Here is a 22,477-nt window from a genome sequence, read left to right on the forward strand (position 1 = left end):
CGGGCGCGCGGCCCGGCCGCCGCGCGCCCGCCGCGTGAGAGACTGCGGCACCTGTATGTCATGAACAGGCCATTCACGCATCGTCCGCGGTGCGCAAGGAGAAGGGCGACGACGCCATGAACAGATCCCCCTCCAAGGGCTTGGGCCGGGCCGGCCTCGCGCTGGGCGCAGCCCTGGCGTCGACCGTGCTCTGCACCACGGTGAGTGCCGCGGCGCCCGGGGGCGCGAGCGGCGGCACGAGTAAGGACTCCGTCGCGCGCACGGACACCGAACGCGCCTGCCCCGTCGCGTACTTCGACCTGGGCGAGACCCTCGTGCACACCGCCGCCGACGGCAGCATCGGCTATCAGCCCGGCGCGGCCTCCTATCTGCGCACCCTGCGCGAACACCACATCCGAATCGGCCTGATCACCAACGTTCCGCCCTCCTGGGGCAGTACCGACGCCGAACGTGCCGCCAGGCTCAAGAAGGAGGTCGACGCCACGTGGCGGGGCTCCGCGCCCTTCGCCTGGCAGGACTTCGGCGACCGGATCCTCACCCCGCGTACCGAGGCGGAACGCAAACCGGCACCTGCCCTGTGGCAGCGCGCGCAGGCCGACTCGGGGCGCTGCCGACTCGTCTACCAGGCGGAGACGACCGAGGAGATCAAGGTCGCCGCCTCGCTGGGCTATGTGCCGTACCAGGTCGGACAGCCCCACCGGCCCGCGTTCCTCCCGGCCGGACTTGTCGAACTCCTCGGCCGCCGGTCCCGCTGACCGACGCCCGCGCCGCGGCTATGTGTCCGACCGCGGCCTGCGGCCTCCGCCTCCGCCTCCAGTCAACCGGGCCGTGTCGCCGGTGTCATGACCGTCCGCGTCCGCCCCGGGGGCGGCGCGGGCGGTCGGGTCCGACGTCCCCGGGTCCGCCGCCGGTATCCCGGCCCCGGCGCGGTCCCGCTCCACCACCCCGCTGCGCAGGAGCAGTTGGAAGGCCCCTAGCAGCACCGCGGTCGCGAGCGCGCTGTGCCACAGCAGGGCGTCCAGGCGCCCCGCGGAGAGATACGCGCCGACGGCGATCGCGGCCAGTGCGCACACCGCGCGGTCCACGATGCTCTCGACCGAGAGCAGCGTGGCCCGTGGGGCGTTCGCGGGGATCGCGTCGTTCACCAACTTGCGCTGGACGGGGTACGCGAAGCCGGTCGCGGCGGCGAACAGGCAGAGCAGCGCGACGACGGCCCACGGCCCGCCGAACGTCATGGCCGCCAGGGTGCCCGCGAGCGCGAGGCTGAGGAGCGACACCCAGGCCACCGGTGGCAGCCGGCGGCTCAGCCACTGGGGGCGTGCCGATGCCACCGCCTCCGCGACCGTCATCGCCGCCATCACCCCACCGTGCGAGGCCTCCCCGATGCCGTGGTCGAGGAGGATCGGCTGGAAGAGGTTGACCTGGCAGATCCGCGACAGCGTGAAGATCGCCACGCCCTGCACCATCACCAGGGCCAGCCACGGCGAAGAGGCGACGCAGCGCAGCGCGGAGCCCGCGTCCCGCAGGAACGCACCGCCCCTGCGCCCGCCGTTCGCCCGGTCGGCCGCCTCCCCCGTACCACCGCCCGCCCCGGCGAGCCGGGGCAGCGCGACGGCGCACGCGAGGGAGCCCGCGGCGCTGGCGGCGCTGAGTACGTACGGAGCCGCGTGGGCGACGGTCATCAAGGGCCCGACCAGCGGCCAGCACACGACCTTCGCCGCCAGCCCCAGGGCCCGTGCGGTGCCCTCCGCCTTCAGATAGTGCTCGTCGCACTTCTCGGCCCGCAGCCCGTCGTACAGATAGGCGCTCGCCGCTCCCGAGGTGAGGGAACGGCCCGCGGCGATGGCGAGGAAGTGGACGAGGAAGCCGGTGTACGAGGCGCTGACCACGGGAGCCAGGTTCGCCGCCGTCATCACCACCGCCCCGGCCCGCAGGCAGTTGCGGGCGCCGATCCGGTCTGCGATCAGCCCGGTCGGGATCTCGAACAGGCAGAAGGCCACGTAGTAGATGCTCTGGATGCCGAAGATCTGCCCGTCCGAGAGCCCGGCCGCCTTCTGGTAGGCGTAGAACACCGGCATCCACCACAGCAGGTTGAACAGCAGTTGGAAGCCGTAGTTGAGCCGGATGATCCGGCGGGCGGTGGCCGTCGGACCGGTGGCGGCCCGCTCTCCGGGGCGCGGCCGCCTCACAGCGCGTACGGGCGGATCTGGACCAGCCTGAAGTCGCCCCGCTCGGTCATCAGCCACTCGATGTCCAGTGGCTTGTCCACATCGGCCCCGCCGAAGTCCGACCCGCTGAAGTGGGACTGCAGGAGCCGCCCGGTCAGGGACAGGTCGGCGAGCCGGGCGCGGGTGGCGGCGGGCAGCCCGTCGCCCCAGGAGCCCAGGGCGACAGTGCGGCCGCCGCCCTCCACCGTGTTGTACAGGTACTGCTGCGGCAGGACCGAGCCGTCGACGACCTGCTCCGGGGAGCCGGGGGAACAGTTGAGGTAGACATTGCGGAAGTCCTCGCGGCGGGTCGGGTCGCAGGTCACCAGAACGCCACCGAGTGAGGCGGGCACGTACTCCTGGATGATCACGCCCATGTAGGTGTCGTCGAGGGAGATCCCGACCTGGTGGCGCAGTCGTACGCTGCGGGGCGAGACCAGGGAGGCCCACACCTGGCGTACCGCGTCGAGGAGTTCGGCGGTGCCGTGGACGGCGGTGACGGAGTCGTAGACGCCCGCCGCGGAGAAGCCCGGGAGGTCCTCGGCGTTGGACGAGGAGCGCACCACCAGGCGTCCGAGCGCGGCAGCCGGGGCGGGGAACGCCTGGCTGATCTGCCGGGTGACGGACTCGGGGACGGGAGTGTGCCGGATCAGCTGCTGGAGTTGCAGACAGAGCGGGTCCAGGACGTCGGTGGCGTCGAGTTCGAGTGCCATCTTGAGCTTGCCGATGCCCTGCTGGAGGGCGGGCGACGAGGCGAGGAAGTGCTGCTGGAGCGCGAAGGGGAGCGCGATTCCCTCCGGGGCGCCGACCGTTCTGGCCACGAAGTCGGCCGCCCCGGCGCGGAGTTCGGCCACGGAGGGCGCACTGAGGCCGAGCCGGGCGGCGAGGTGCCCGTAGAGGTCGTCGCGCGGCGGGCGGGGCCGCCCGTAGAAGGCGGTCAGGTCGGCCGTACGGCTGTCGAGTACGTGGTGCAGTTCGCCGAGGTTGGCCGCCTTGGTGCCGTACCGGTCGCGGTCGGCGCTGCGCAGCCGGTGCAGGGCCAGCACGGGGGCGTTTTCGAGCAGCGGCGGTTCGAGGCGGATGCGCTGCTGGTGCCAGGCCGGAGCCCGCAGGACCGGTTCCTGGTCCAGCCGCTCCAGGGAGATCTCGTCCTCGCGCACCCGGTAGCGGACCCAAGCTCCGTCCAGGCCGCCCCGCTCGACGAGCTCCTCCAGATCGAGCACGATCGCGTTGGGTATCCCCCAGCCGGAGGCCAGGACGTTGGTGTGCGAAAGCGGGGTGATCGGCGCGGTGTTGAGGAATCCGGCCACCCGGGGCACATCGTCCGGCAGACACGGCATGGCCACGATGTCCGCCCAGCCGAGCCCGGCCTCCGCGGCTGCATACTCGGCGTACTCCTCGTTCGTACGGAAGAACCGCAGCCGCCCGGTGGCCTCGCCGGGGTTCAGCGGCGTCCGGGTCCTGGAGCCGAACAGCTCGTGGCTCAGGATGCGCGGCACGCGCAGTTCGCTGATCGCCGCCAGCTCCTCCTCCTGCCCGTGGTTGGCGGGCTTGAGCAGCAACGGGAGCCTGCCGTCGACGCGTACCCGTACGAACTCGTAGAAGAATTCAAGGAGTTCGCCGTGCATGGTGTCGGCCTCGGTCGTCTCCAGGACGAGGAAGGTGCGCTCGCGGCCCTCCGCGCCCTCGCCGGTGTGCAGGGACAGCACACCGAGCAGGAAGCGACGCCCGGGGTCCATGTAGACGGAGGCGTTGAACGCGTCCAGGTCCGCGTCCAGCTCGGCGAGTTCCATGCCCAGGACGCGGGTGGCGATGTAGTTGACGTGGAAGGGGTGCGCGGCCGTGTCGAGCAGGTGCCAGGTGTTCTCGGCGCGGTCGACGACGACCTTGAGGTAGGGGTGGCCGGCCAGGACCCCGGAGAGCGTGCGGAAGAGCGGCAGGGAGAGGTTCTCGCCGACGACCGTACGGTCGGTGTCCGGTTCGGCAGCGCCGGTGAACAGCTGGGCGGTCATGCGGAGACCTCCTCGGGCCGTATGACGGAGGGCCGCGCGGCGGGCAGCACCCGCGGCAGGGCGTCGACCAGCGTCTCGAAGTCGCGGAGCACCGTCCGCGGGTCGGCGGCGGAGAGCAGGCACAGGGCCGCCATGGTGTTGGCGCCCGCGGCCGGGTCGTACACCGGCACGACGGTGCCGTCGGCGAGCGAACTCTCCGCGACCACCGACAGCTCGCTGCCCCGGCTGAGCGGCACGTCCTTGGCGACGGCCGGGAAGTCCCAGACCTTGCGGTCCCGCCAGGCCTCGCCCTCACCGTCGACCGCGAGGACGACGAGGGAGCCGGCCGCGCCGCGCGCCTGCGCCGGGGTGAGGGCCTGCTCGGGCCACTCGACCGGGCGCCCGAGCAGGTGGTCGACGAGCATGCCGACGAGGTCGAGCCCGAAGACCTCCTCGATCTGCGGCACCGTCATCGCGCCGCCGAACCGGGCAGCCGTCTCGATCAGCCACATGTCGCCGTCCGCGCCGAGCTTGATCTCGGTGTGCGTCCCGCAGTCGCGCAGGCCGAGGGCGTCGACGGCCTCCCGCGCGAGCGCCACCACGCGGTCCTGGGCGCCTGGGGACAGCAGGGCGGGGGTGATGCCCGCGCGCTCGGTGAACGGCTCGACCGTGGGCATCCGGCCGCTGATGCAGACCGGGCGGAAGGTGCCGTCCGCCACGACGCCCTCGACACTGACGTAGTCGCCCCAGCCGGGCTCGTCGAACCAGTCCGACACGGCGCCGGTCACGATCCGCTCGACCACGAAGTCCGCGTTCGCCTCCGCCACATGAAGCTCCGCGTACCCCAACTGAGCCGATTCGGCCATGACTTCACGCGAGCGACGCCAGGCGGCGGACACCTCGTGCGGGGAGCGGATGATCTGATGCGCGGTGGAGCCCGCGCTCCAGGCCGCCTTGAGGAGCATCGGGTAGGGCAGGGCACCGGCCGCCTCGCGCAGGTCCGCTTCCGTGGCGACGGCACGGAACTCGGGCTGCGGCAGGCCGTGTTCCTGCCAGGTGCGCCGCATCAGCCGCTTGTCACGGGCGAGCGCCGAGGCGCTGCCGGCCCCCGCGAGACCGAGCGCCTCGCACGCCTCGGCGACGGCCACGACCGCGTACTCGGAGAAGGTGAGCACCGCGTCCGCGCCAACAGCCTCGGCCCGCGAGACGATGAGGGCCACCAGGTCGGAGCGCTGCGCGTCGGCGGGCGTCACGACCGAGGCGCACAGTCTCCGGGCGGAGCCTGCCACGGCGGGAGGAAGAGCGCTGAGCGCCAGCAGGTGCACTTCCGCCCTCGCGGCCGTCCTGGACAGGACGTGACCGAGCGGCGGACCACCCTTGGCATGCACTAACAGCACCTTGCTCACTGAAGTTCGTCTCCATTCGTCCGTGTTGGTACGTGGTTGGTACGCGGTTGGTACGTGCCGCCGTACGTGTCGTACGTGTCGTACGTGTCGCCGTATGTGCCGTCGTACGGATCAGCGATGCGCGTCGGGTGCGGGGGAATGTCCCGGCGTATGTGTCGGGGCGTGTTCACCCGCACACTCAAGGAGACCACTCAGCAGGCGCCCGAAACACCACCGGGGCGCCTGACGTTCAGGCAAATGCCTGAGTCGCAGGCCGTGTTGGGGCACCGGGAGAGTTCCGTGAGGGCTCGCGGGCCGGCCCCCACTTCGGCCGAGAACCGAGCATGCGCGGGATCGGGACGGGATACCCATCGCGTTGTGACTGTGCGTCAGCCAGTTGTATACGGACGGAGAGACCGCTGTGGACGATTCCAGTCTCAAGGCACTGCTGGAACACCTTCCCGTGTTCTGGTGGGAGGTCGACGAGCCGTGGCAGGTACTGGAGAGGGGAGGCGGCGCGTTCGCCGACACGGGCACGGCGCAGCGCTTCCTCGACCGGATGCGGCAGGAGCTCTCGGCCCCGGGGCACCCGCCGGAGGAGGGCCGCTGGCAGGCCCGGTTCGACGGCCGCACCTTCGACGTGAGCTGGCCCCTGGACGAGAGCCGCGCCCACAGCCGTACGCGCGGCCTCGCCGTGGAGGTCGACGCCCACCCCGAGACCCCGCGCCGGTACGCCGCCTTCGCGGGCCTAGTGGACCTCGCCCCGGCCGCCGCCTTCATCCGGGACCGCGAGGGCCGCTACCTGTGGGCCAACCACGCCTACGCGCACCTCTACGGCACCGTTCCGGACGAACTCGTCGGCAAGTACATCGAGGACTTGGACGCCCCCGCCGAAGCCGTCCAGTTCCGCGCCCTCGACCAGGAGATCCTCACCCGGGGGACGCCGGTGCGCCACACCCTCGACTACCGGCGCCCGGACGGCAGCGCGGGCCAGGCGGTGGGCCACCGGTTCCCCGTCCGGGAGAACGCGCGGACCTGCGTCGCCGGGATCTACGTGGACATCACGGATCAACTCCGCGCCATGGTCCAGTGGCAGGAGGCCGAGGACAGCCTGCAGGCCCTGCGCGACCACAGCGGTCTGCCCTGCGCACTGCTGTCGGCGAACGGACGCGTGGTCGAGGCGAGCGCCGCCGCCGCCGAGCTGTTCCAGCTCAGCCTGCCCGACCTGGTCGGCCGCCGCGCGCACACCCTGCTCGCCCCCGGGCCCGGCCTCGACCGGCTGCACCGCAGGTGGAACGGCCTGATAGCACGCCGCACCAGACGAGTGGAGACCTCCGCGATACTCGTCGACGCCCAGGGGCGGCAGCGCCGCGCACAGCTCCATCTGACGACGGTCGGCCATTCCGCCGCCCGCGCCCGGCACGTCTGGGCCATCGTCACCCACCAGAGCCTCGCCCACGAGGCCCACCCGTCACTCACCGCAGCGCAGATCCGCATCCTCTCCCTCCTGGCGGCGGGCAGCAGCAACGGCGACATCGCCACCTCGCTGAAGCTGTCCCGGCAGACGGTCGACTACCACCTCAGCCGCCTGCGAGAACTCCTGGGCGCCGCGACCCGCCCCGCCCTGGTCGCCCGCGCCTACGTACTCGGCATCCTCGCCCCCCGCACCTGGCCCCCGCGCTCCACCACGGCGGCCCATCCACTCAGCACGGCCTGACGGGCAAGGGCGGGCCCGCCACTGGGGCCGGGCAGCGCGGTCCGGTCCTGGCGGGGCCGGAAGGCGCTGCCCGGCCGGGGCGGCCCTAGGTCGGACGCGACCGCCTCACCCCGCCGCCGACCAGAACTCCGACTGCTCCCGAGGCCGAAGGTCCTCCGCCCGAGGCCCCCCGGGCTGCCCCGGCGTCCCGGCCGGATACGTCATGGCCGAGTCCTCAGCGCACCCGAAACTCGCGCTGATGAACACATTCCCCACGCTCCCCACCTGCAGCGACACGCTGAAGCCGTCCGGGCGGCTCGCGCGGAGCCACGGCATCGACTCGTCGTTCCGCACGCTCGTGACCTTGAAGCCCTGCTGCTCCCAGTAGCGCTGGACCACGCCCAGGAGGCTGCCGCGGCGGTGGGGGGAGACCACCGTCAGGATGTTGCGGCTGCGGGTGACCGTCGTCCTGCCCGTCGGCTCGTTGAGGTCGGTGCTGCATGCCTCCCGCATGGGAGCGCCGTACGCCCACTTCAGCGGCGGCTGGATCGTCGCCAGCGTCTCGTCCAGGATCTTTTCCGAGCCCTCGCCCGCCTGCTGCATGTTCATCTTCGATGCCTTCTGCGTCTGCCGTACCCGCTGGTCGCCGCTCTTCGTCTGCCCGGGCCCGGCCTCGCCGGGCCCGCACGCCGCCAGCGCCGTCATCAGCACCGCGCACGCCACCACCTTGGCCCGCCTCATCGCGGCCTCGTCGTCGTGATGCGGTCACCGTGACCCGTCACCACACTCGCGATGTTGGGGAGGGAGTCGCCGCCCGCGTCGGGGTCGAAGTAGAGCGCGTGCGCGGGGAGGTCACCCTTCGCCAGGCCCGTCAGACCCGTGTCCTTGCCCGGGGCCACGGCGAAGTGGTGACCGCCGAAGTGGTTGTCCGCGGGGTCCGTACCGAACCAGTTCTTCTTCGGGCCGTACTCGCTTCCCGGTGCCACGTACTCCAGGAGGTTCGGCGACGGAAGGTACGTGACCTGGTCGTTCTCCGCCGCGCCTATGTACACGTGTTCCGCCCCCACACCCAGGTCGGACGCCTTGTTCACGCCCACACCGGGGCTGCCGACCAGGACCACGTCGTCCGCCGGGATACCGCCGGGCTGCTGCGTCGCCTGGCCCACCGTGAGCGAGCCGTACGAGTGGCCGATGGCCGTCACATGCGGCGAGCCGGACTCGTGGGTGGCCCTGATGCCGCTCAGGAACCGGTCGTACGCCGGAGCTCCCGCCTTCGCGTCGTCCTTGCTCATCACGTCCGTCGCCGACCACGAGAAGCTGTCGAGCTGCGGGCAGTCGTAGCCGAGCCACACCACCGAGGCGGTCGTGGTGTCCGGGTACATCTTGTTCGCCATGGTCGCCACGTTCCGGGCGCGGTCCACGTCCGCCGACGCGAAGTGGCCGCTCAGCTTGGTGTTGAGCCCCGGCACGTACGCGGAGACGTTCTTCGACGCGTCCGGGTTGCCGAAGGAGACTATGGCCCGGCCCTTGCCCTCCGAGCCGATGCCCAGCAGGTACGGGCGCGGCTCGCCCTCCGCCGACAGCTGCTTCTTGATGCCCTGCAGCCCTTCGATCTTGTCCTTGAGCGCCTTCGCCTCGTCCCCGCTCGCTCCCGCGTACTGCCCCTCCAGGCTGTTCAGCAACATCGGCAGGTATGTCCGGTTGGCCCGGTCGCGATCGACGGCCGGGATGCCGTCGCGGTTGCCGATCTCCTGCGGGTAGTCCTGGATCAACTTGGCCTGGAGGCTGGGAGACAGCTGCGCCCACCACGCCTGTACGGAGGCGGGGGAGCCGTTCTTGTCCGGCATGCCGAGCTCGTGCAGCAACTCGCGGTTGAGCTCGTCCGCCTTCGCCAGCTCCACGAAGCCGGCGCTCCAGTCGCCCTTCGCACAGCGGTTGGCCGCGTCGGTGAAGAGCTTGACCGCCGCCGCGTACTCCTTGTCCGCCTTCTGCGCCTCCGTCAGGGCGTCGCCGATGCGGTCGGCGTACCCCTGCGCGCGGGTGGCCTGGTCGCGCTGCATCATCGCCACGTCGCCGGGCTTCATCCCGCCGGTGTCGACGCTCGGCGCGGTGACCTTGCCGTCGTCCGCGACCTGGTACCCGGCTCCCGTCGCGTCCGCCACGGCGTTCGCGAGTTTGCCCTGCTGCGCGGCGAGCTCCTCGCCGCAGGCCCTCAACACCTTTCCCACGGCGTCGAGTTCCTTCTTCGCCACCACCAGGTCGCGCTGCATCCGGGCGAGCCGGTCGGCGGCGGACTCGGCGGCCATCCCGCCCCAGTTCCCCTGCTGGAGGGGCTGGTGCAGATATTTGCCGCAGTCGGTGGTGTGCGTGGCGAACTTCTCCGCCAGCTTGTCCCAGGCGTCGCCCGCGTCCGTCAGCAGAAGCGGTTTGGCGTCGCGGAGTTGAGAGACCCGCATGTGTCAGTGCCCCCCGTTCGAGACCGGCGGGAGGGTAACTCCCGGAGCGTAGGGGGTGTACGGGCCGTGCCCCGGGGCTGTGACACCCGGCGCGTACGGCGTGTACGGGCCGAAGCCCAGGAATGCCTTCCCGCGCTCGTGGTCCTCCCGGGTGAAGCTCGTACTGGACGAGCCGACCGCGTCCGCCGCCCCCTCCACCATGCCCGCCAGCGAGCGCAGCGCCTTCGCCCACGCCTCCAGGCAGTCGTCGATCGCCTTGGCGGTCTCGAAACCGGCGAGACCCGCGACCGCCGCGTCCGTCGGCGTGTACAGGGTCTTGATCTCGTCGGGGATGTCCTTGGCCACCTTACGGGCCGAGTCACCGGCCTTCTGGACTTCGCCTGGCGTGATCCAGAAGCCCCGTGTGGGACCACCGAAAGGTGTGGACATGCCGTTCGCCCCTCCGCTTGATGATCTTCTTTCCGGCAGGCTACAGGGCGAATTCAGGCCAGCTATGAGTACGCGTACTCAGTCCTGATCATCCAAGTGCTCAGCGACGGCGTCTCCTTGATGCCTTCGACGCCCTCGAACCACAGCCCCTCCAAAACGCCCCCCGAACCAGCACCGATACCCCCCTCATGGTGCCCCCACGCACACCCGCCCCCAGAACTATGGCGTCCCACCACATACGCCCCTGACCTGCCCATTCCTACGGTGTGGCGACACGCAACCGTCCCCGCCCACCGCCCGGAAGTGGTACCCATGACCGCCTCTGCAACCGCTCCCCCACCCACCACCAGCCTCCCCCGCATCGTCGCCGCCAGCCTCATCGGCACGACCATCGAGTGGTACGACTTCTTCCTGTACGGGTCGGCCGCCGCGCTCGTCTTCAACAAGCTGTTCTTTCCCGGGTCCGACCCGCTCGTCGGCACTCTGCTGTCGTTCCTGACGTACGCCGTCGGGTTCGCCGCCCGGCCGATCGGGGCGCTGGTCTTCGGGCACTTCGGGGACCGGGTCGGGCGCAAGAAGCTGCTCGTGCTGAGTCTGCTCCTGATGGGCGGGGCGACCTTCGCGATCGGGCTGCTGCCGACGCACGCCACGGTCGGCTCCGCCGCGCCCGTGCTGCTCACGGCCCTGCGGCTGGTGCAGGGGTTCGCGCTCGGTGGGGAGTGGGGCGGGGCCGTGCTGCTGGTGTCGGAGCACGGGGACGCGCGGCGACGCGGGTTCTGGGCCTCGTGGCCGCAGACCGGGGCGCCCGCCGGGCAGTTGCTCGCGACCGGAGTGCTCTCGGCGCTCACCGCGCTGCTGTCGGACGACGCCTTCCTCTCCTGGGGCTGGCGGGTGCCGTTCCTGCTGTCCGGGGTGCTGGTGCTCGTCGGGCTGTGGATACGGCTGTCGGTCGATGAATCACCCCTGTTCAAGGCCGCGTTGGAACGTGCGGAGGCGAGGAAGGCCGCCGAGCCCGACCGGGTGGCGGAGAAGCTGCCGCTCGTCGCCGTGCTGCGCGACCACTGGCGTGACGTGCTGGTCGCGATGGGCGCCCGTATGGCGGAGAACATCAGCTACTACGTGATCACCGCGTTCATCCTCGTGTACGCGACGACGTCGGCCGGGATGGCCAAGCAGACCGCGCTCAACGCCGTACTGATCGCCTCCGCCGTGCACTTCGCGGTGATCCCGGCCTGGGGCGCGCTCTCCGACCGGATCGGGCGGCGGCCCGTCTATCTGATCGGCGCGGTGGGTGTCGGCGCCTGGATGTTCCCCTTCTTCTCGCTGATCGACACGGCCGACTTCGGGAAGCTCGTCCTCGCCGTCACCGTCGGGCTGGTCTTCCACGGGGCGATGTACGCACCCCAAGCCGCCTTCTTCACCGAGATGTTCGCGACCCGGATGCGCTACTCGGGAGCCTCGATCGGCGCCCAGTTCGCCTCGGTCGCCGCCGGCGCGCCCGCCCCTCTCATCGCCACCGCCCTCCTGTCCGACTACGACAGCTCCACCCCCATCGCCCTCTATGTGATCGCGGCCGCCGTCCTCACGGTGATCGCCCTCGTCTGCGCCCAGGAGACCCGCCACCGCGACCTGGCGGAGGTCGACGCCGAGAGCCGCTCCGAGGACTCCGTCAGCGTCTGACCGCCGCCGACATCAGATGGAGTCGCAGCGCCAGCTGGATCTCCAGCGCTCGGGCCGGGCACTGCCAGTCCGGCCCGAGCAGCCTGCCTATCCGTTCCAGCCGCTGGGCCACCGTGTTCACATGGACGTGCAGGTCGTCCTTGGTGCGCGCGGGGCTCATACCGCTCGCGAAGTACGCGTCGAGGGTGCGCACCAGGTCGGTGCCGCGCCTTTCGTCGTACGCCACGACCGCGCCGAGCGTCCGGTCGACGAAGCCCTCGATGTCCCGGGTGTCGGCGAGGAGCAGCCCGAGGAAGCCGAGGTCCTGGGCGGCCGCGCCCTCGCCGGGGCGGCTCAGCAGCCGCAGCGCCTCCAGACAGCGGCGCGCCTCCGCGTACGCCTCGGCTATTCCGCCGGGCCGGGCCGCCGGGGCTTCGACGGGGGCCGACGCGCCCACCGTGACCCGCTCGTGCAGGGCGCCGCCGAGCTGCTTGGCCAGCTGCCGGGCGACCTCGGCCGGGGTGTCGGCCGGGCCGAGCGGCAGCAGCAGCACCGTCCCGCCGTCGCGGGTCGCGGCCAGGCCGTGCCGGGTCGCCGCCAGATGCGCGGCGGCCGAGCCCATCCGCTGCCGGTCGGCGGTCTGCCGCTCCGCCGTGCCGTCCTCGGGGCTCTCTATGCGGGCGGCGAGGACCACGTGCGGCGCGTCCAGGTCGGCCCGCAGCCGGGCGGCGCGGTCGCGCAGCAACCGGGGGTCGCGGCCGGGCGCGTCCAGCAGGTCGTCCAGGAGCTCACCGCGCACGCGCTGTTCGGCCTCGCCCGCCGAGCGCCGGGCCAGCAGCAGCAGCGAGGTGACCATCGCGGCCCGCTCCAGTGTGCGGCGGTCCACCGGGTCGAGCGCCGGGTGGCCGCGCAGCACCAGCGCGCCCAGCACCTCGTCGCCCGCCGCGACCGTGGCCACCCAGTCCCGTCCGTTGCGGACCGCATGGCCGTCCGTACCGGTCAGCTCCAGGGCGGCGAAGGCCGCCGAGTCGGCGTCGGCGAACTCGACCGTGCCGTCCAGGACTTCGGAGACCGCGCTCGCCACGTCGTGGACCCCGCCGCCGCGCAGCACCAGTTCGGTGAGTCGGTCGTGGACCTCGGAGGCGCGCTCCAGAACCGCGCTGTGGTCCCGGATGATCTCGTTGGCCCGCTCCAGCTCGGCCAGTGCCGACCTGGTCTCGGCGAGCAGGTTGGCGGTGTCGATGGCGACGGCGGCGTGCGCGGCGAAGGAGCCGAGCAGGGCGATCTCCTCGCGCGCGAAGACCCGGCTGTGCCGGTCGGCGGCGAACAGCACGCCGATCACATTGCTGCCGAGCATCAGCGGTACGCCGAGGATCGCGACCAGACCCTCGTCGCGCACTCCGGTGTCGATGGTCCGGGTGTGCTGGAAGCGCTCGTCGTCGAAGTAGCTCGACGTCACGTACGGCCTGGCGGTCTGGGCGACGAGGCCTCCGAGGCCCTCGCCCATGCCGAGCCGCAGCTGCTGGAAGCGGGCGGCCACGGACCCTTCGGTGACCCGCATATAAGTGTCGCCCGCCACCGGGTCGTTGAGGCTGAGGTAGGCGACCTCGGTGCCGAGCAGGGAACGCGCGCGCTGCACGATCGCGCGCAGCACCGCGTCCAGGTCGCGCAGCCCCGCGAGGTCGTGGGCGGTCTCGAAGAGCGCGGACAGCTCGGCCTCTCTTCGCCGTCTGCCCTCCAGGTCGGCGCGGACCCGCAGGGCGAGCTGCCGGGCGGACTCCAGGGCGGCCAGCGCCTCGGGTCCGGCGCCGTCGGCGCGGGCGAGCAGCGCGGGCCGGTCGTACGCCTCGGCCGCCGCGCCGCGCGCCAGAAGCTCCAGATAGGGGGCTTCCGCGTACTCGGTGGACTGCGGGTGATCGTGGGACATGTTCACAGGGATACCTGCCGTACGGGCGGCCGCGCCAGCCCTGTGGACAACTGTTGGCAGGCGCCGGTCAAGGAGCGGAGGTGCGGTGGTGGTGCGGCGGCGGGCACCGTCCGGGTGCGCCGGAAGGTGCGTCAGTGCGCGGTCCAGCCGCCGTCCAGGGCGAGCGAGGTGCCGGTGATGAAGGAGGCCTGCGGAGCGCAGAGGTAGGCGACGGCCTCGGCGACCTCGTCCGGTTCGATCAGCCGCTTGAGCGCCGAGTCCTTGAGGAGCACCTCGGTCAGGACGCGCTCCTCGGGGATGCCGTGGGCGGCGGCCTGGTCGGCGATCTGCCGCTCGACGAGCGGGGTGCGGACGTAGCCGGGGCTGACGCAGTTCGAGGTGACGCCGTGCGGGGCGCCTTCCAGGGCGGCGGTCTTGGAGAGCCCTTCGAGGCCGTGCTTGGCCGCGACATAGGCCGACTTGTACGCGGAGGCCCGCAGCCCGTGCACCGAGGAGATGTTGACGATGCGGCCCCAGCCCTGCCCGTACATGTGCGGCAGCGACCCTCTGATCAGCCGGAACGGCGCCTCCAGCATCACCGTGAGCACGGTGTGGAACACCTCGGGCGGGAACTCCTCGATGGGGCGCACGAGTTGCAGCCCGGCGTTGTTCACCAGGACGTCGGTGCCGGTGGCGGCCTGCTCGGCGGCTTCGAGGTCGGTCAGGTCCAGGACCAGCGGCTCCAGGGATCCGGCGAGGCCCGCGCCCTGTCCGGCCAGGGCTTCGAGGCCTTCGGCGTCCCGGTCGACGGCCCGTACCTTGGCGCCGGCGGCCGCCAGGCGCAGGGCGCAGGCCCGGCCGATGCCGCCTGCGGCCCCGGTGACCAGGGCGGTGCGGCCGCCCAGGTCGAGCTCGATGGACGGGGGGACGGGACCAGGTGTGGTGGGCGCGGTCATGTTCTCGACCCTAGGCAGTGCGGCCGCCCACCACCCATGTGGTCCGGGCCCACACTTCAGCGCTCGGTCATAGGCGCGAACCATGTCGGTTCATCGGTCATCGCCTGTTTGATCCGGAAGAGCGCGGACTCCTCCAGCTCCGGCAGCGCGTCGACCGGGAACCAGCCGACCTCCAGGGACTCGTCGTCGTTGACGCGTGCCTCGCCGCCCACGGCCCGGCACTTGAAGCAGATGTCCATGAACTGGCAGTGGTCGCCGTTGGGGTAGGTGACCGGGCGCAGCGCGTCCACCAGGACGACCTTCTCCACGACGCACCGCACGGCGGCCTCTTCGTACACCTCGCGCACGGCGGTCTCGGCGGGCTGCTCACCGGGTTCCGGGATCCCGCCGATGATCGACCACTCGCCGGTGTCCACGCGCCGGCCGAGCAGCACCCGGCCCTCGTCGTCGAAGACGACCACGCTGACTCCCGGCAGGAACAGCAGCTGGTGGCCGGCCGAGGCCCGGATCTCGCGGATGAAATCTGGTGTCGCCATGCCCTCGACCCTAACGAGACTCGGCGGCGTCGGTCTCCGGTTCACGACGCGCGCGTACGGTACGGCTCACCGCCCAGCCGAGTCCCGCCGCCGCGAGCGCCACCAGGACCCACTCGGGCACGGTGCCGAGCCGGGTCGCCGGGGTCTCGGAGGAGCGCAGCGGCACCTTGGCGACGAGCGAGTCGGGCGTGAACATCTCGGTCTTCTGGACGACTTCCCCGTCGGGCATGATCACCGCGCTGACCCCGCTGGTGACGGGGACGGTGACGGTCCGGCTGTGCTCGACCGCGCGCACGCGCGACATGGCGAGCTGCTGGTAGGTCATCTCGCTGCGGTCGAAGGTCGCGTTGTTGCTCGGTACGGAGATGATCTGCGCGCCATGGGTGACGGTGTCGCGCACGGCCCAGTCGAACGCCGCCTCGTAGCAGGTGGCGATGCCGACCTCGGTGCCCGCCATGTCGAACACACCGGGCTCGGTGCCGCGGCTGAAGTCCTGGCGGACCATGGAGACATAGCCCGGACCGAACTGCTTGATGAGGCCGCGCAGCGGGATGTACTCGCCGAAGGGCTGGATCTGCCGCTTGTCGTAGGTGGCTCCGGGGCCCGTCCTCGGGTCCCACAGCACCTGCTCGTTGAAGAGCTGTCCATCGGGGCGCTCGACGACCGCGCCCACCGAGATGGGCGCCCCGATCGCCTTGGCGGCCCGGTCGATGTCGGTGTACGCCTGGGCGTCGGTGTACGGGTCGACGTCCGAGGAGTTCTCCGGCCAGAGCACGAAGTCGGGCTTGGCGGCCTTGCCCGCCTTGACCCGGTCGGCGAGCCGCAGGGTCTCGCGCACGTGGTAGTTGAGCACCGCGCGCCGCTGCTCGTTGAAGTCGAGGCCCAGGCGCGGCACATTGCCCTGGATCACGGCGACCGTGGCGGTGCCGTTCTCGGCCGCGACGCTGACCAGCGGGGTCGCGGCGAAGGCGGCGGCGACCGGGGCGAGGAGGGTGGCCAGGGCGGCGGCCGCGGCCCCCTTGCGTACGACACCGGTGGCGCGCAGGCGCAGCGCCTGGCGCACGCACTCGTAGAGCCCGAAGCCGCAGAGCACGACGGCGAAGCCGAGGACGGGCGTGCCGCCCAGAGCGGCCAGCGGCAGGAACACTCCGTCCGCCTGGCCGAAGGCCAGCTTGCCCCAGGGGAAGCCGCCGAACGGCACGCGCGCGCGTGCCGCCTCGGAGGCGATCCACATCGCCGCGCCCGCCACCGGCCACCAGGGCAGCCGCGAGACCACCGCGATCCCGGCGCCGGCGGCGGCCACCCCGACCGCCTCGATGGCCGCCAGGGCCAGCCACGGGCCGGGGCCGACCTCCACGCCCGTCCAGTTGAGCAGCGGCAGCAGGAAGCCGAGCCCGAAGAGGTAGCCGAGGCCGAATCCGGCCTTCCAGGTCCGCCCGCGCAGACACCAGCCGAAGAGCGCGAACGCGGGTACCGCCAGCCACCACAGGGGCCGGGGCGGGAAGCTCAGGTACAGGAACACCCCGGACAGCGCGGCCGTGGCGGGCCGTACGAGCCGGTGCAGCAGCCGGCGGCCGCGCGAGGCGGTGGCGGGCTGCGGTTCGAGCTGCTCTGGCTCGGCTGTGGGGGTGGTGGTCGTGCTCACCCGGCGGAGTCTACGGCCGCGAGCTGTGGCCGTGTCAGACCAGTTCGTACAGTAACCGTCCATATCCGCACGATCACCGTCGATCTGCGCCCGATCACTACGTCCGTACGCGTACGGACATCGGACCGCACACCCGCCGGAACGTTTCCGCACGATCTGTACCCGGATCGTGCCCGGCGCCACTACGGTGTGCGCAGTCCGTCAGACGGCCGGGGGGGCGGGGGGCGGGGATGAGCGCACTGACAGGCCGGTCCGCCGCACCCGAGCGCCGGGCCGGGCCCGATCTCGTCGGCGTCCTGGTGCTGGGCGCCTGCGCGGGCTGGTCACTGGTCGCGGCGGCGGGGCGGGAGGCCCGGCCGGAGGGCGTGCTCCTTGCGGTGCTCGCGGTGGCCGCCGGGTACGCGCTGGGCCGGATCAGCGGCAGTCTGGTGCCCGTGGCCGCGGCGACCTGCGCCGCGAGCGCGGGCCTTCTCCTGGCGTACGCCTCCAGGGACGGCGTCCCCGGCGCCACCGTGGACCCCCTGCCGGGCCACATCGGCGTCTCGGCCGCGCTTCCCGCGCTCGCCGCGGGCGCGGCCTGCTGCGGCGCCTGGGCGGCCCGTACGACCGCTGTCCGCCTCGTGCTGCGGCTGCTCGCCGTGGGGTGCGCGGGCACGGCCCTCGCACTCGGCTCGGCGGCGGGCTGCGCGGCGGCGCTCGGCGTACTGCTGTGCTCGCTGGCGGCGGCCCGGATGCGGCACCGGACGGTGGGCCTCGCGGGGCTCGCGGCGGTCGCCGCGCTCGTCGCGGTGGGGTCGGTCGCCGTGGCCGAGGACGTACTGCCCGACGGGCTCACCGTCTCCCTGGAGGGCCAGCTGACGCCGGAGCGCGTGCTGCTGTGGCGGGACGCGGTGGAGCTGGCCGAGGACCACCCCGTGCGGGGGACCGGCCCCGACCGGTTCGGCAGCCTCAGTCCGGTGGCCCGGCAGTCCCCGGTCGCCGCCGGCAAGCCGCACTCCGCCCTGCTCCAGCAGGCGTCCGAGCAGGGCGCGGTGGGAGCCACGCTGCTCGGGGTCACGTACGGCTGGATCCTGTACGCGCTGTGGCGCTCGCCCCGGCCCACACCCGTCGTCCTCACGGCGGGCGCCGCGCTCACCGCGCTGGCCGCGTTCGCCTGCGTCGGCAACGCGCTGAGCTTCACCCCGGTGACGATGGGCGCGGGCCTGCTGGCGGGCCTGGCGACGGCGCGACCGCACGGGGACGGACGGCAGGAGACGGAACAGGAGGTGCACGTCGTACGCGCGCGTGAATGACGTGAATGAGCGGATGATCCGGGTGAGGACAGGCGAGAGGGTCAGACCTCGGCGCGCTTGGCCGCGCCGAGCAGGCGCAGTCGGTCGCGGATGACGCGGACCGCCGCCTCGGCGTCGTCCACCGTCACGGTGAAGACACGGCCGTCGCCGAGCCGCAGCACCAGACCCTCACCTCGGCGGACGACGACCGCGGTGCCCTTCTCGGGGCGCCAGCGGTAGCCCCAGCCGCCCCACTGGCGCGGGGTGACGCGCGGCGCGAAGTCCGCGCCCACCACGTCGTCGAGCGAGATCCGGCGGCGCGGCAGGCCGATGTGGCCGCAGCGCACTTCGAGGGAGTCGTCGTCGACCTTCACGGCCACATGGACGAAGGCGAGCGTCCCGTAGATCACCAGGAGCCCGGCCGCGACGCAGCCGATCACCGACATGAGCAGCGGGGCGACGCCGGACGTCCAGTTGGAGTCGACGGCGAGCTCGACGCCGAGCGCGATGCACGCCGCACCACCGGCGGCGAGCAGCCACTGGACGCGGTTGGTCGCGCGACCGGTCCAGATCGCCGGCTGCGGGGCGGGCGCCGGGGCACCGCTGTCGTGCGCCGGCGGCTCGGGGGGCAATTCCCTCATGCCCAGCAGACTACTCAGAATCCACAGAACCGGCAGTGACCCCACTCTCAGTGAGCGGGGCGACCGGCATTCAGTGAGCGGCGGTGACCGTCTGTAGCAGCTGGCCTTCCGGGTAGCCGAGCGCGGTCTCCGGGAGGGCGCCGGTACGGCCGCTGAGCAGCACCGTCACCATGCCGGTGGGCGCCGCGTCCGGGGCGGCTTCCAGGCCGGCCCGGCGCAGCGCCTGGGCGGCGACGGCCGAGGCACTGCCGTACAGGCCGGGCGCGGAAAGACCGGGCTGCCGCACAGCGGCACGCACCCGCTCGGCGACCAGTTCGTAATGAGTGCAACCCAGGACGACACCCCTTACGTCCTTGGGGGTCCGCTCGGCCGCCGCGGCGATGGCCAGCTCGATGGCGGGCTCGTCGCCGTGCTCGATCGCGTCCGCGAGCCCGGGGCAGGGGACCTCGGTGACCTCGACGCCGTCGGCGAACTCGCGGATCAGCCCGCGCTGGTAGGGGCTTCCGGTGGTGGCCGGGGTGGCCCAGATGGCGACGGGTCCGCCACTGGCGGCGGCCGGCTTGATCGCCGGTACGGTCCCGACCACCGGGATCCGCGGCTCCAGTTCGGCGCGCAGCGCCACAAGCGCGTGCACCGAGGCGGTGTTGCAGGCCACGATCAGGGCGTCCGGACGGAGCTCGGCGGCGGCGAGCGCCACGGCGAGCGCGCGCTCGGCGATCTCCTCGGGCGTGTGCGGGCCCCACGGCATGGTGTCCGGGGCGGAGGAGAGGACGAGGTCGGCGTCCGGCCGCAGCCGGCGCATGGCGGCGGCCGCCGCCAGCAGGCCGATTCCGGAGTCCATGAGCGCGATCTTCACCCGGTCACCATAGTCGACCGCCCTTGCGCACCCGCTCAGGTGGTGCAGACTGCGGCGGATGAGCGCCCTCGCATGGATCGCCGTGGTGTCACTGCTCTGCTGGCTCTGGCTGCTGTTCGGACAGGGCTTCTTCTGGCGCACCGACCAGCGCCTGCCCGCCCGTTCCGCCCCGCCGGACTGGCCGTACGTCGCCATCGTCGTACCGGCCAGGGACGAGGCCGAGGTGCTGCCGCGCAGCCTGCCCACACTGCTCGCCCAGGACTATCCGGGCGAGGCGGAGATCTTCCTGGTCGACGACGGGAGTTCGGACGGCACGGGCGAGCTGGCGCGGGCGCTCGCCGCGCGGGAGGAGTGCGCGCTGCCGCTGACCGTGGTCCAGCCGGGCGAGCCCGAGCCCGGCTGGACCGGGAAGCTGTGGGCGCTGCGCCAGGGCATCGCGCTGGCCCGCGCGCGCGAGCCGGAGTACCTGCTGCTCACCGACGCCGACATCGCCCATGAGCCGGACAGCCTGCGGGAGTTGGTGGCCGCGGCCCGCTCCAACGGGCTCGACCTGGTGTCGCAGATGGCGCGGTTGCGCGTGGCGAGCGGCTGGGAGCGGCTGGTGGTGCCGGCCTTCGTCTACTTCTTCGCGCAGCTGTACCCCTTCCGCTGGATCAACCGGCCGCGGGCGCGCACGGCGGCGGCCGCGGGCGGCTGCGTCCTGCTGCGGACGGAGGCCGCCGAGCGGGCGCGGATTCCGGAGTCGGTGCGCCAGGCGGTCATCGACGACGTGTCGGTGGCGCGCGCGGTGAGCCGCTCGGGCGGGCGGATCTGGCTCGGGCTGGCGGAGCGCGTCGACAGCGTGCGCCCCTATCCGCGCCTCGCCGACCTGTGGCGCATGATCGCGCGCAGCGCGTACGCCCAGCTGCGGCACAGTCCGGCCCTGCTGCTCGGGACGGTCGCGGGGCTCGCGCTCATCTATCTCGCTCCCCCGGTCGCGCTCTTCGCCGGGATGGCGCGGGACGACGCCGTGGCGGGCTGGGCGGGTGGGCTCGCGTGGCTGGTGATGGCCGGGACGTACGTACCGATGCTGCGCTACTACCGGCAGCCGCTGCTGCTCGCGCCGCTGCTGCCGGTCACCGCGCTGCTGTACCTGTTGATGACGGTGGACTCCGCCGTCCAGCACCACCGGGGGCGCGGGGCGGCATGGAAGGGGCGCACTTATGCGCGCCCGGAGGCCACACCGGACCGGTGAGCCCGGCCGTGCCCTCTCGCTTCCGCAGCCAAAAACGCGCCCACGCGCGCGTCACTTGCGCCCGGGCGTCCAGTTCATGCCCCACCCGTACGCCTGGTCGATGGTGCGCTGCGGGCTGACGCCGCGCCCGGGCACCAGATAGCGGGCCTCGCGCTGGACGACGAAGTCGCCCCCGTCGTTGGTGAGCAGCGCGAGGGCGCAGACCGTGGAGGGCACGGTGCACTCGTCGAGCGAGAAGTCGATCGCCGCCCCGTGCTGGGGCTGGAGGGTGACCGTGGCGTGCAGGTCGGCGAAGCTGCGCGCTCCCTCGTAGATCGTCACGAAGATCAGCACGCGGCGGAGCTGGTCCTTGTGGTCGAGGTTGACCGTGAGGTTCTCGCCGGACGAGAGGGCGCCGGTGCGGTCGTCGCCGTCGAGGTGGATGTACGGGGGGCGACTGAGCGAGCCGAAGGCGTTGCCCAGTGACTGGACGACCCCCTTGCGGCCGTCCGCGAGCTCGTAGAGGGCGCACAGGTCGAGATCGAGGTCGGCGTGGTTGGCGACGGCGCGCCCGAGCTTGGCGCCCCAGCCGCTGAACTGCTTGCGCATCTGCCAGTTGAGGTTGACCCGCAGCGCCCCCGAGCTGCCGCCCTGCTTGGCCAGCGAGACCGTGGGGGCCGCCTTGGTCAGGGTCACCTTGGACAGGCGTACGGGGGCGGGCGCGGGCGGTGCGGCCGGAGGCGGCGGGGCGGCCGCCGGGAAGGCGGGGACGCTCGCCGCCGGTGCGGGAGCGGGCGGGGCCGGAGCGGACGGAGCCTGAGCGGGCGGCGCGGATCTCGGCTGGGCGGCCGCCGGGACCGGTGCCGGAGCCGGTGCCTGGGAGGGAGCCGACGGCCCGGCCGGGGCCGCCGTGCCAGGCCGGTCGACCGTGATCCCGAAGTCCGTTGCCAGCCCTTCGAGTCCGGAGTCGTACCCCTGGCCCACCGCGCGGAACTTCCACGCGCCCTGGCGCCGGTAGAGCTCGCCCAGGATGAACGCCGTCTCCACGGTCGCGTCCGCGCTGTCGAAGCGGGCGAGCTCCGCGCCGCTCACCGCGTCGAGGACCCGGATGGCCAGCCCCGGGACGCGGCCAAACGTTCCGCCGTCGGTGGAGGCGGCGAGCACCACGCGCTCCACGTCGGGCTCCACGCGCGCGAGGTCGACGAAGAGCGTGTCCGTGACGCCCCCGGCCGAGCTCTGCTTGCCCTCGTGCCGCACCGCGCCGGAGGCGTGCGCCGGCTGGTTGTAGAAGACGAAGTCCGCGTCGGAGCGGACCTTCCCGGTGCCCGACGCGATCAGCAGGGCCGAGGCGTCGGCATCCGGCACCCCGGGACCGGAACGCCAGGCCAATTCGACGCGTACGGTCGGCGCCGGCACCGGCACATTGGACCCTTTAAGCATGGACATGCTCGCCCCCATCGCGAGTCGGGGTGCCGAAAGATTTTCCGCACCGTCAACCTAAACCCCGGCAGACGTTCCGGCACCCGCCGGTAACCCCTCCCGAGCTCGGCCTTTACAGGATCCGTACGCTCCTGGGCGACCGATTTTCCCATGTTCGCTCGCATTGGGGATGTGCGGTCACTCCGAACCC

18 protein-coding genes are annotated in these 22,477 nt (G+C 72.5%); 5 read left to right on the forward strand and 13 right to left on the reverse strand.

Features of this window, described 5'->3' with window-relative positions; all coding sequences use genetic code 11:
- The first annotated feature begins 116 nt into the window (after window positions 1–116).
- Window positions 117–755: a hypothetical protein gene (locus OG965_RS07825; RefSeq protein ID WP_371650543.1), complete on the forward strand. Its 639-nt coding sequence runs from the start codon at window positions 117–119 to the stop codon at window positions 753–755.
- An 18-nt stretch (window positions 756–773) separates the two neighbouring features.
- On the opposite strand, the gene OG965_RS07830 is transcribed toward OG965_RS07825, so the two are convergent.
- Genes OG965_RS07830 through OG965_RS07840 form a run of 3 tightly spaced genes read right to left on the reverse strand, consistent with a single transcriptional unit; the run spans window position 774 to window position 5,604 of the window.
- Complete coding sequence (locus OG965_RS07830; RefSeq protein ID WP_371650545.1) at window positions 774–2,189, reverse strand: MFS transporter; 1,416 nt, start codon at window positions 2,187–2,189, stop codon at window positions 774–776.
- Window positions 2,186–4,219: a PEP/pyruvate-binding domain-containing protein gene (locus OG965_RS07835; RefSeq protein ID WP_371650547.1), complete on the reverse strand. Its 2,034-nt coding sequence runs from the start codon at window positions 4,217–4,219 to the stop codon at window positions 2,186–2,188. The genes OG965_RS07830 and OG965_RS07835 overlap by 4 nt, the downstream gene beginning before the upstream one ends.
- On the reverse strand, window positions 4,216–5,604 hold the full coding sequence (locus tag OG965_RS07840) for an acetyl-CoA carboxylase biotin carboxylase subunit family protein (RefSeq protein ID WP_371650549.1): 1,389 nt from the start codon (window positions 5,602–5,604) through the stop codon (window positions 4,216–4,218). The genes OG965_RS07835 and OG965_RS07840 overlap by 4 nt, the downstream gene beginning before the upstream one ends.
- 400 nt (window positions 5,605–6,004) lie before the next feature.
- Here OG965_RS07840 and OG965_RS07845 point away from each other — a divergent pair, with 400 nt between their 5' ends.
- Complete coding sequence (locus OG965_RS07845) at window positions 6,005–7,300, forward strand: PAS domain S-box protein (protein ID WP_371650552.1); 1,296 nt, start codon at window positions 6,005–6,007, stop codon at window positions 7,298–7,300.
- A gap of 105 nt (window positions 7,301–7,405) precedes the next feature.
- Here OG965_RS07845 and OG965_RS07850 read toward each other — a convergent pair whose 3' ends face one another.
- From OG965_RS07850 to OG965_RS07860, 3 genes are read right to left on the reverse strand one after another with little or no spacing between them, the layout of a single operon-like run.
- Window positions 7,406–8,020 carry a hypothetical protein gene (locus OG965_RS07850; protein WP_371650554.1) on the reverse strand — a complete coding sequence of 205 codons (615 nt, stop codon included), beginning with the start codon at window positions 8,018–8,020 and terminating at the stop codon, window positions 7,406–7,408.
- Window positions 8,017–9,735 (reverse strand): alpha/beta hydrolase, encoded by a 1,719-nt coding sequence (locus OG965_RS07855; RefSeq protein ID WP_371650556.1) that lies wholly within the window; start codon window positions 9,733–9,735, stop codon window positions 8,017–8,019. Before OG965_RS07855 ends, OG965_RS07850 begins: the two co-directional genes overlap by 4 nt.
- A 3-nt stretch (window positions 9,736–9,738) precedes the next feature.
- Window positions 9,739–10,164 carry a hypothetical protein gene (locus tag OG965_RS07860; protein WP_371650558.1) on the reverse strand — a complete coding sequence of 142 codons (426 nt, stop codon included), beginning with the start codon at window positions 10,162–10,164 and terminating at the stop codon, window positions 9,739–9,741.
- Between the two features lie 312 nt (window positions 10,165–10,476).
- On the opposite strand from OG965_RS07860, the gene OG965_RS07865 reads away from it, so the two are divergent.
- The gene (locus tag OG965_RS07865) at window positions 10,477–11,844 is read left to right on the forward strand and encodes an MFS transporter (RefSeq protein ID WP_371650560.1); all 1,368 of its coding nucleotides are present in this window, start codon (window positions 10,477–10,479) and stop codon (window positions 11,842–11,844) included.
- Here OG965_RS07865 and OG965_RS07870 read toward each other — a convergent pair.
- The 4 genes from OG965_RS07870 to lnt all read right to left on the reverse strand — a co-directional run bounded on the left by OG965_RS07870 (window position 11,834) and on the right by lnt (window position 16,866).
- Window positions 11,834–13,750 (reverse strand): helix-turn-helix domain-containing protein, encoded by a 1,917-nt coding sequence (locus tag OG965_RS07870; protein WP_371650562.1) that lies wholly within the window; start codon window positions 13,748–13,750, stop codon window positions 11,834–11,836. The two genes, OG965_RS07865 and OG965_RS07870, sit on opposite strands and share 11 nt — an antisense overlap.
- 131 nt (window positions 13,751–13,881) lie before the next feature.
- Window positions 13,882–14,685 (reverse strand): 3-hydroxybutyrate dehydrogenase, encoded by an 804-nt coding sequence (locus tag OG965_RS07875; RefSeq protein WP_371650564.1) that lies wholly within the window; start codon window positions 14,683–14,685, stop codon window positions 13,882–13,884.
- Window positions 14,686–14,741: 56 nt separating this feature from the next.
- Window positions 14,742–15,221 (reverse strand): NUDIX domain-containing protein, encoded by a 480-nt coding sequence (locus OG965_RS07880; RefSeq protein ID WP_371650566.1) that lies wholly within the window; start codon window positions 15,219–15,221, stop codon window positions 14,742–14,744.
- A gap of 10 nt (window positions 15,222–15,231) precedes the next feature.
- Entirely contained in the window at window positions 15,232–16,866 is a 1,635-nt protein-coding gene (gene lnt, locus OG965_RS07885) for an apolipoprotein N-acyltransferase (protein ID WP_371650568.1), read from the reverse strand.
- A gap of 230 nt (window positions 16,867–17,096) precedes the next feature.
- Between lnt and OG965_RS07890 the strand changes: the two genes are divergently transcribed.
- Window positions 17,097–18,158, forward strand: coding sequence for an O-antigen ligase family protein (locus tag OG965_RS07890; protein WP_371650570.1), 1,062 nt, complete (start codon window positions 17,097–17,099; stop codon window positions 18,156–18,158).
- 41 nt (window positions 18,159–18,199) lie between these two features.
- On the opposite strand, the gene OG965_RS07895 is transcribed toward OG965_RS07890, so the two are convergent.
- Together OG965_RS07895 and OG965_RS07900 are read right to left on the reverse strand one after the other, a co-directional pair.
- Window positions 18,200–18,778: a hypothetical protein gene (locus OG965_RS07895; protein ID WP_371650572.1), complete on the reverse strand. Its 579-nt coding sequence runs from the start codon at window positions 18,776–18,778 to the stop codon at window positions 18,200–18,202.
- A 70-nt stretch (window positions 18,779–18,848) separates the two neighbouring features.
- Entirely contained in the window at window positions 18,849–19,634 is a 786-nt protein-coding gene (locus OG965_RS07900; RefSeq protein ID WP_371650573.1) for a glutamate racemase, read from the reverse strand.
- Window positions 19,635–19,692: 58 nt separating this feature from the next.
- Between OG965_RS07900 and OG965_RS07905 the strand changes: the two genes are divergently transcribed.
- Window positions 19,693–20,868, forward strand: coding sequence for a glycosyltransferase (locus OG965_RS07905; RefSeq protein ID WP_371650575.1), 1,176 nt, complete (start codon window positions 19,693–19,695; stop codon window positions 20,866–20,868).
- Between the two features lie 51 nt (window positions 20,869–20,919).
- Here OG965_RS07905 and OG965_RS07910 read toward each other — a convergent pair whose 3' ends face one another.
- Window positions 20,920–22,287: a TerD family protein gene (locus tag OG965_RS07910; RefSeq protein ID WP_371656881.1), complete on the reverse strand. Its 1,368-nt coding sequence runs from the start codon at window positions 22,285–22,287 to the stop codon at window positions 20,920–20,922.
- Window positions 22,288–22,477: the final 190 nt, after the last annotated feature.

Origin of the sequence: Streptomyces sp. NBC_00224 (assembly GCF_041435195.1) — a bacterium.
GTDB lineage: Bacteria > Actinomycetota > Actinomycetes > Streptomycetales > Streptomycetaceae > Streptomyces.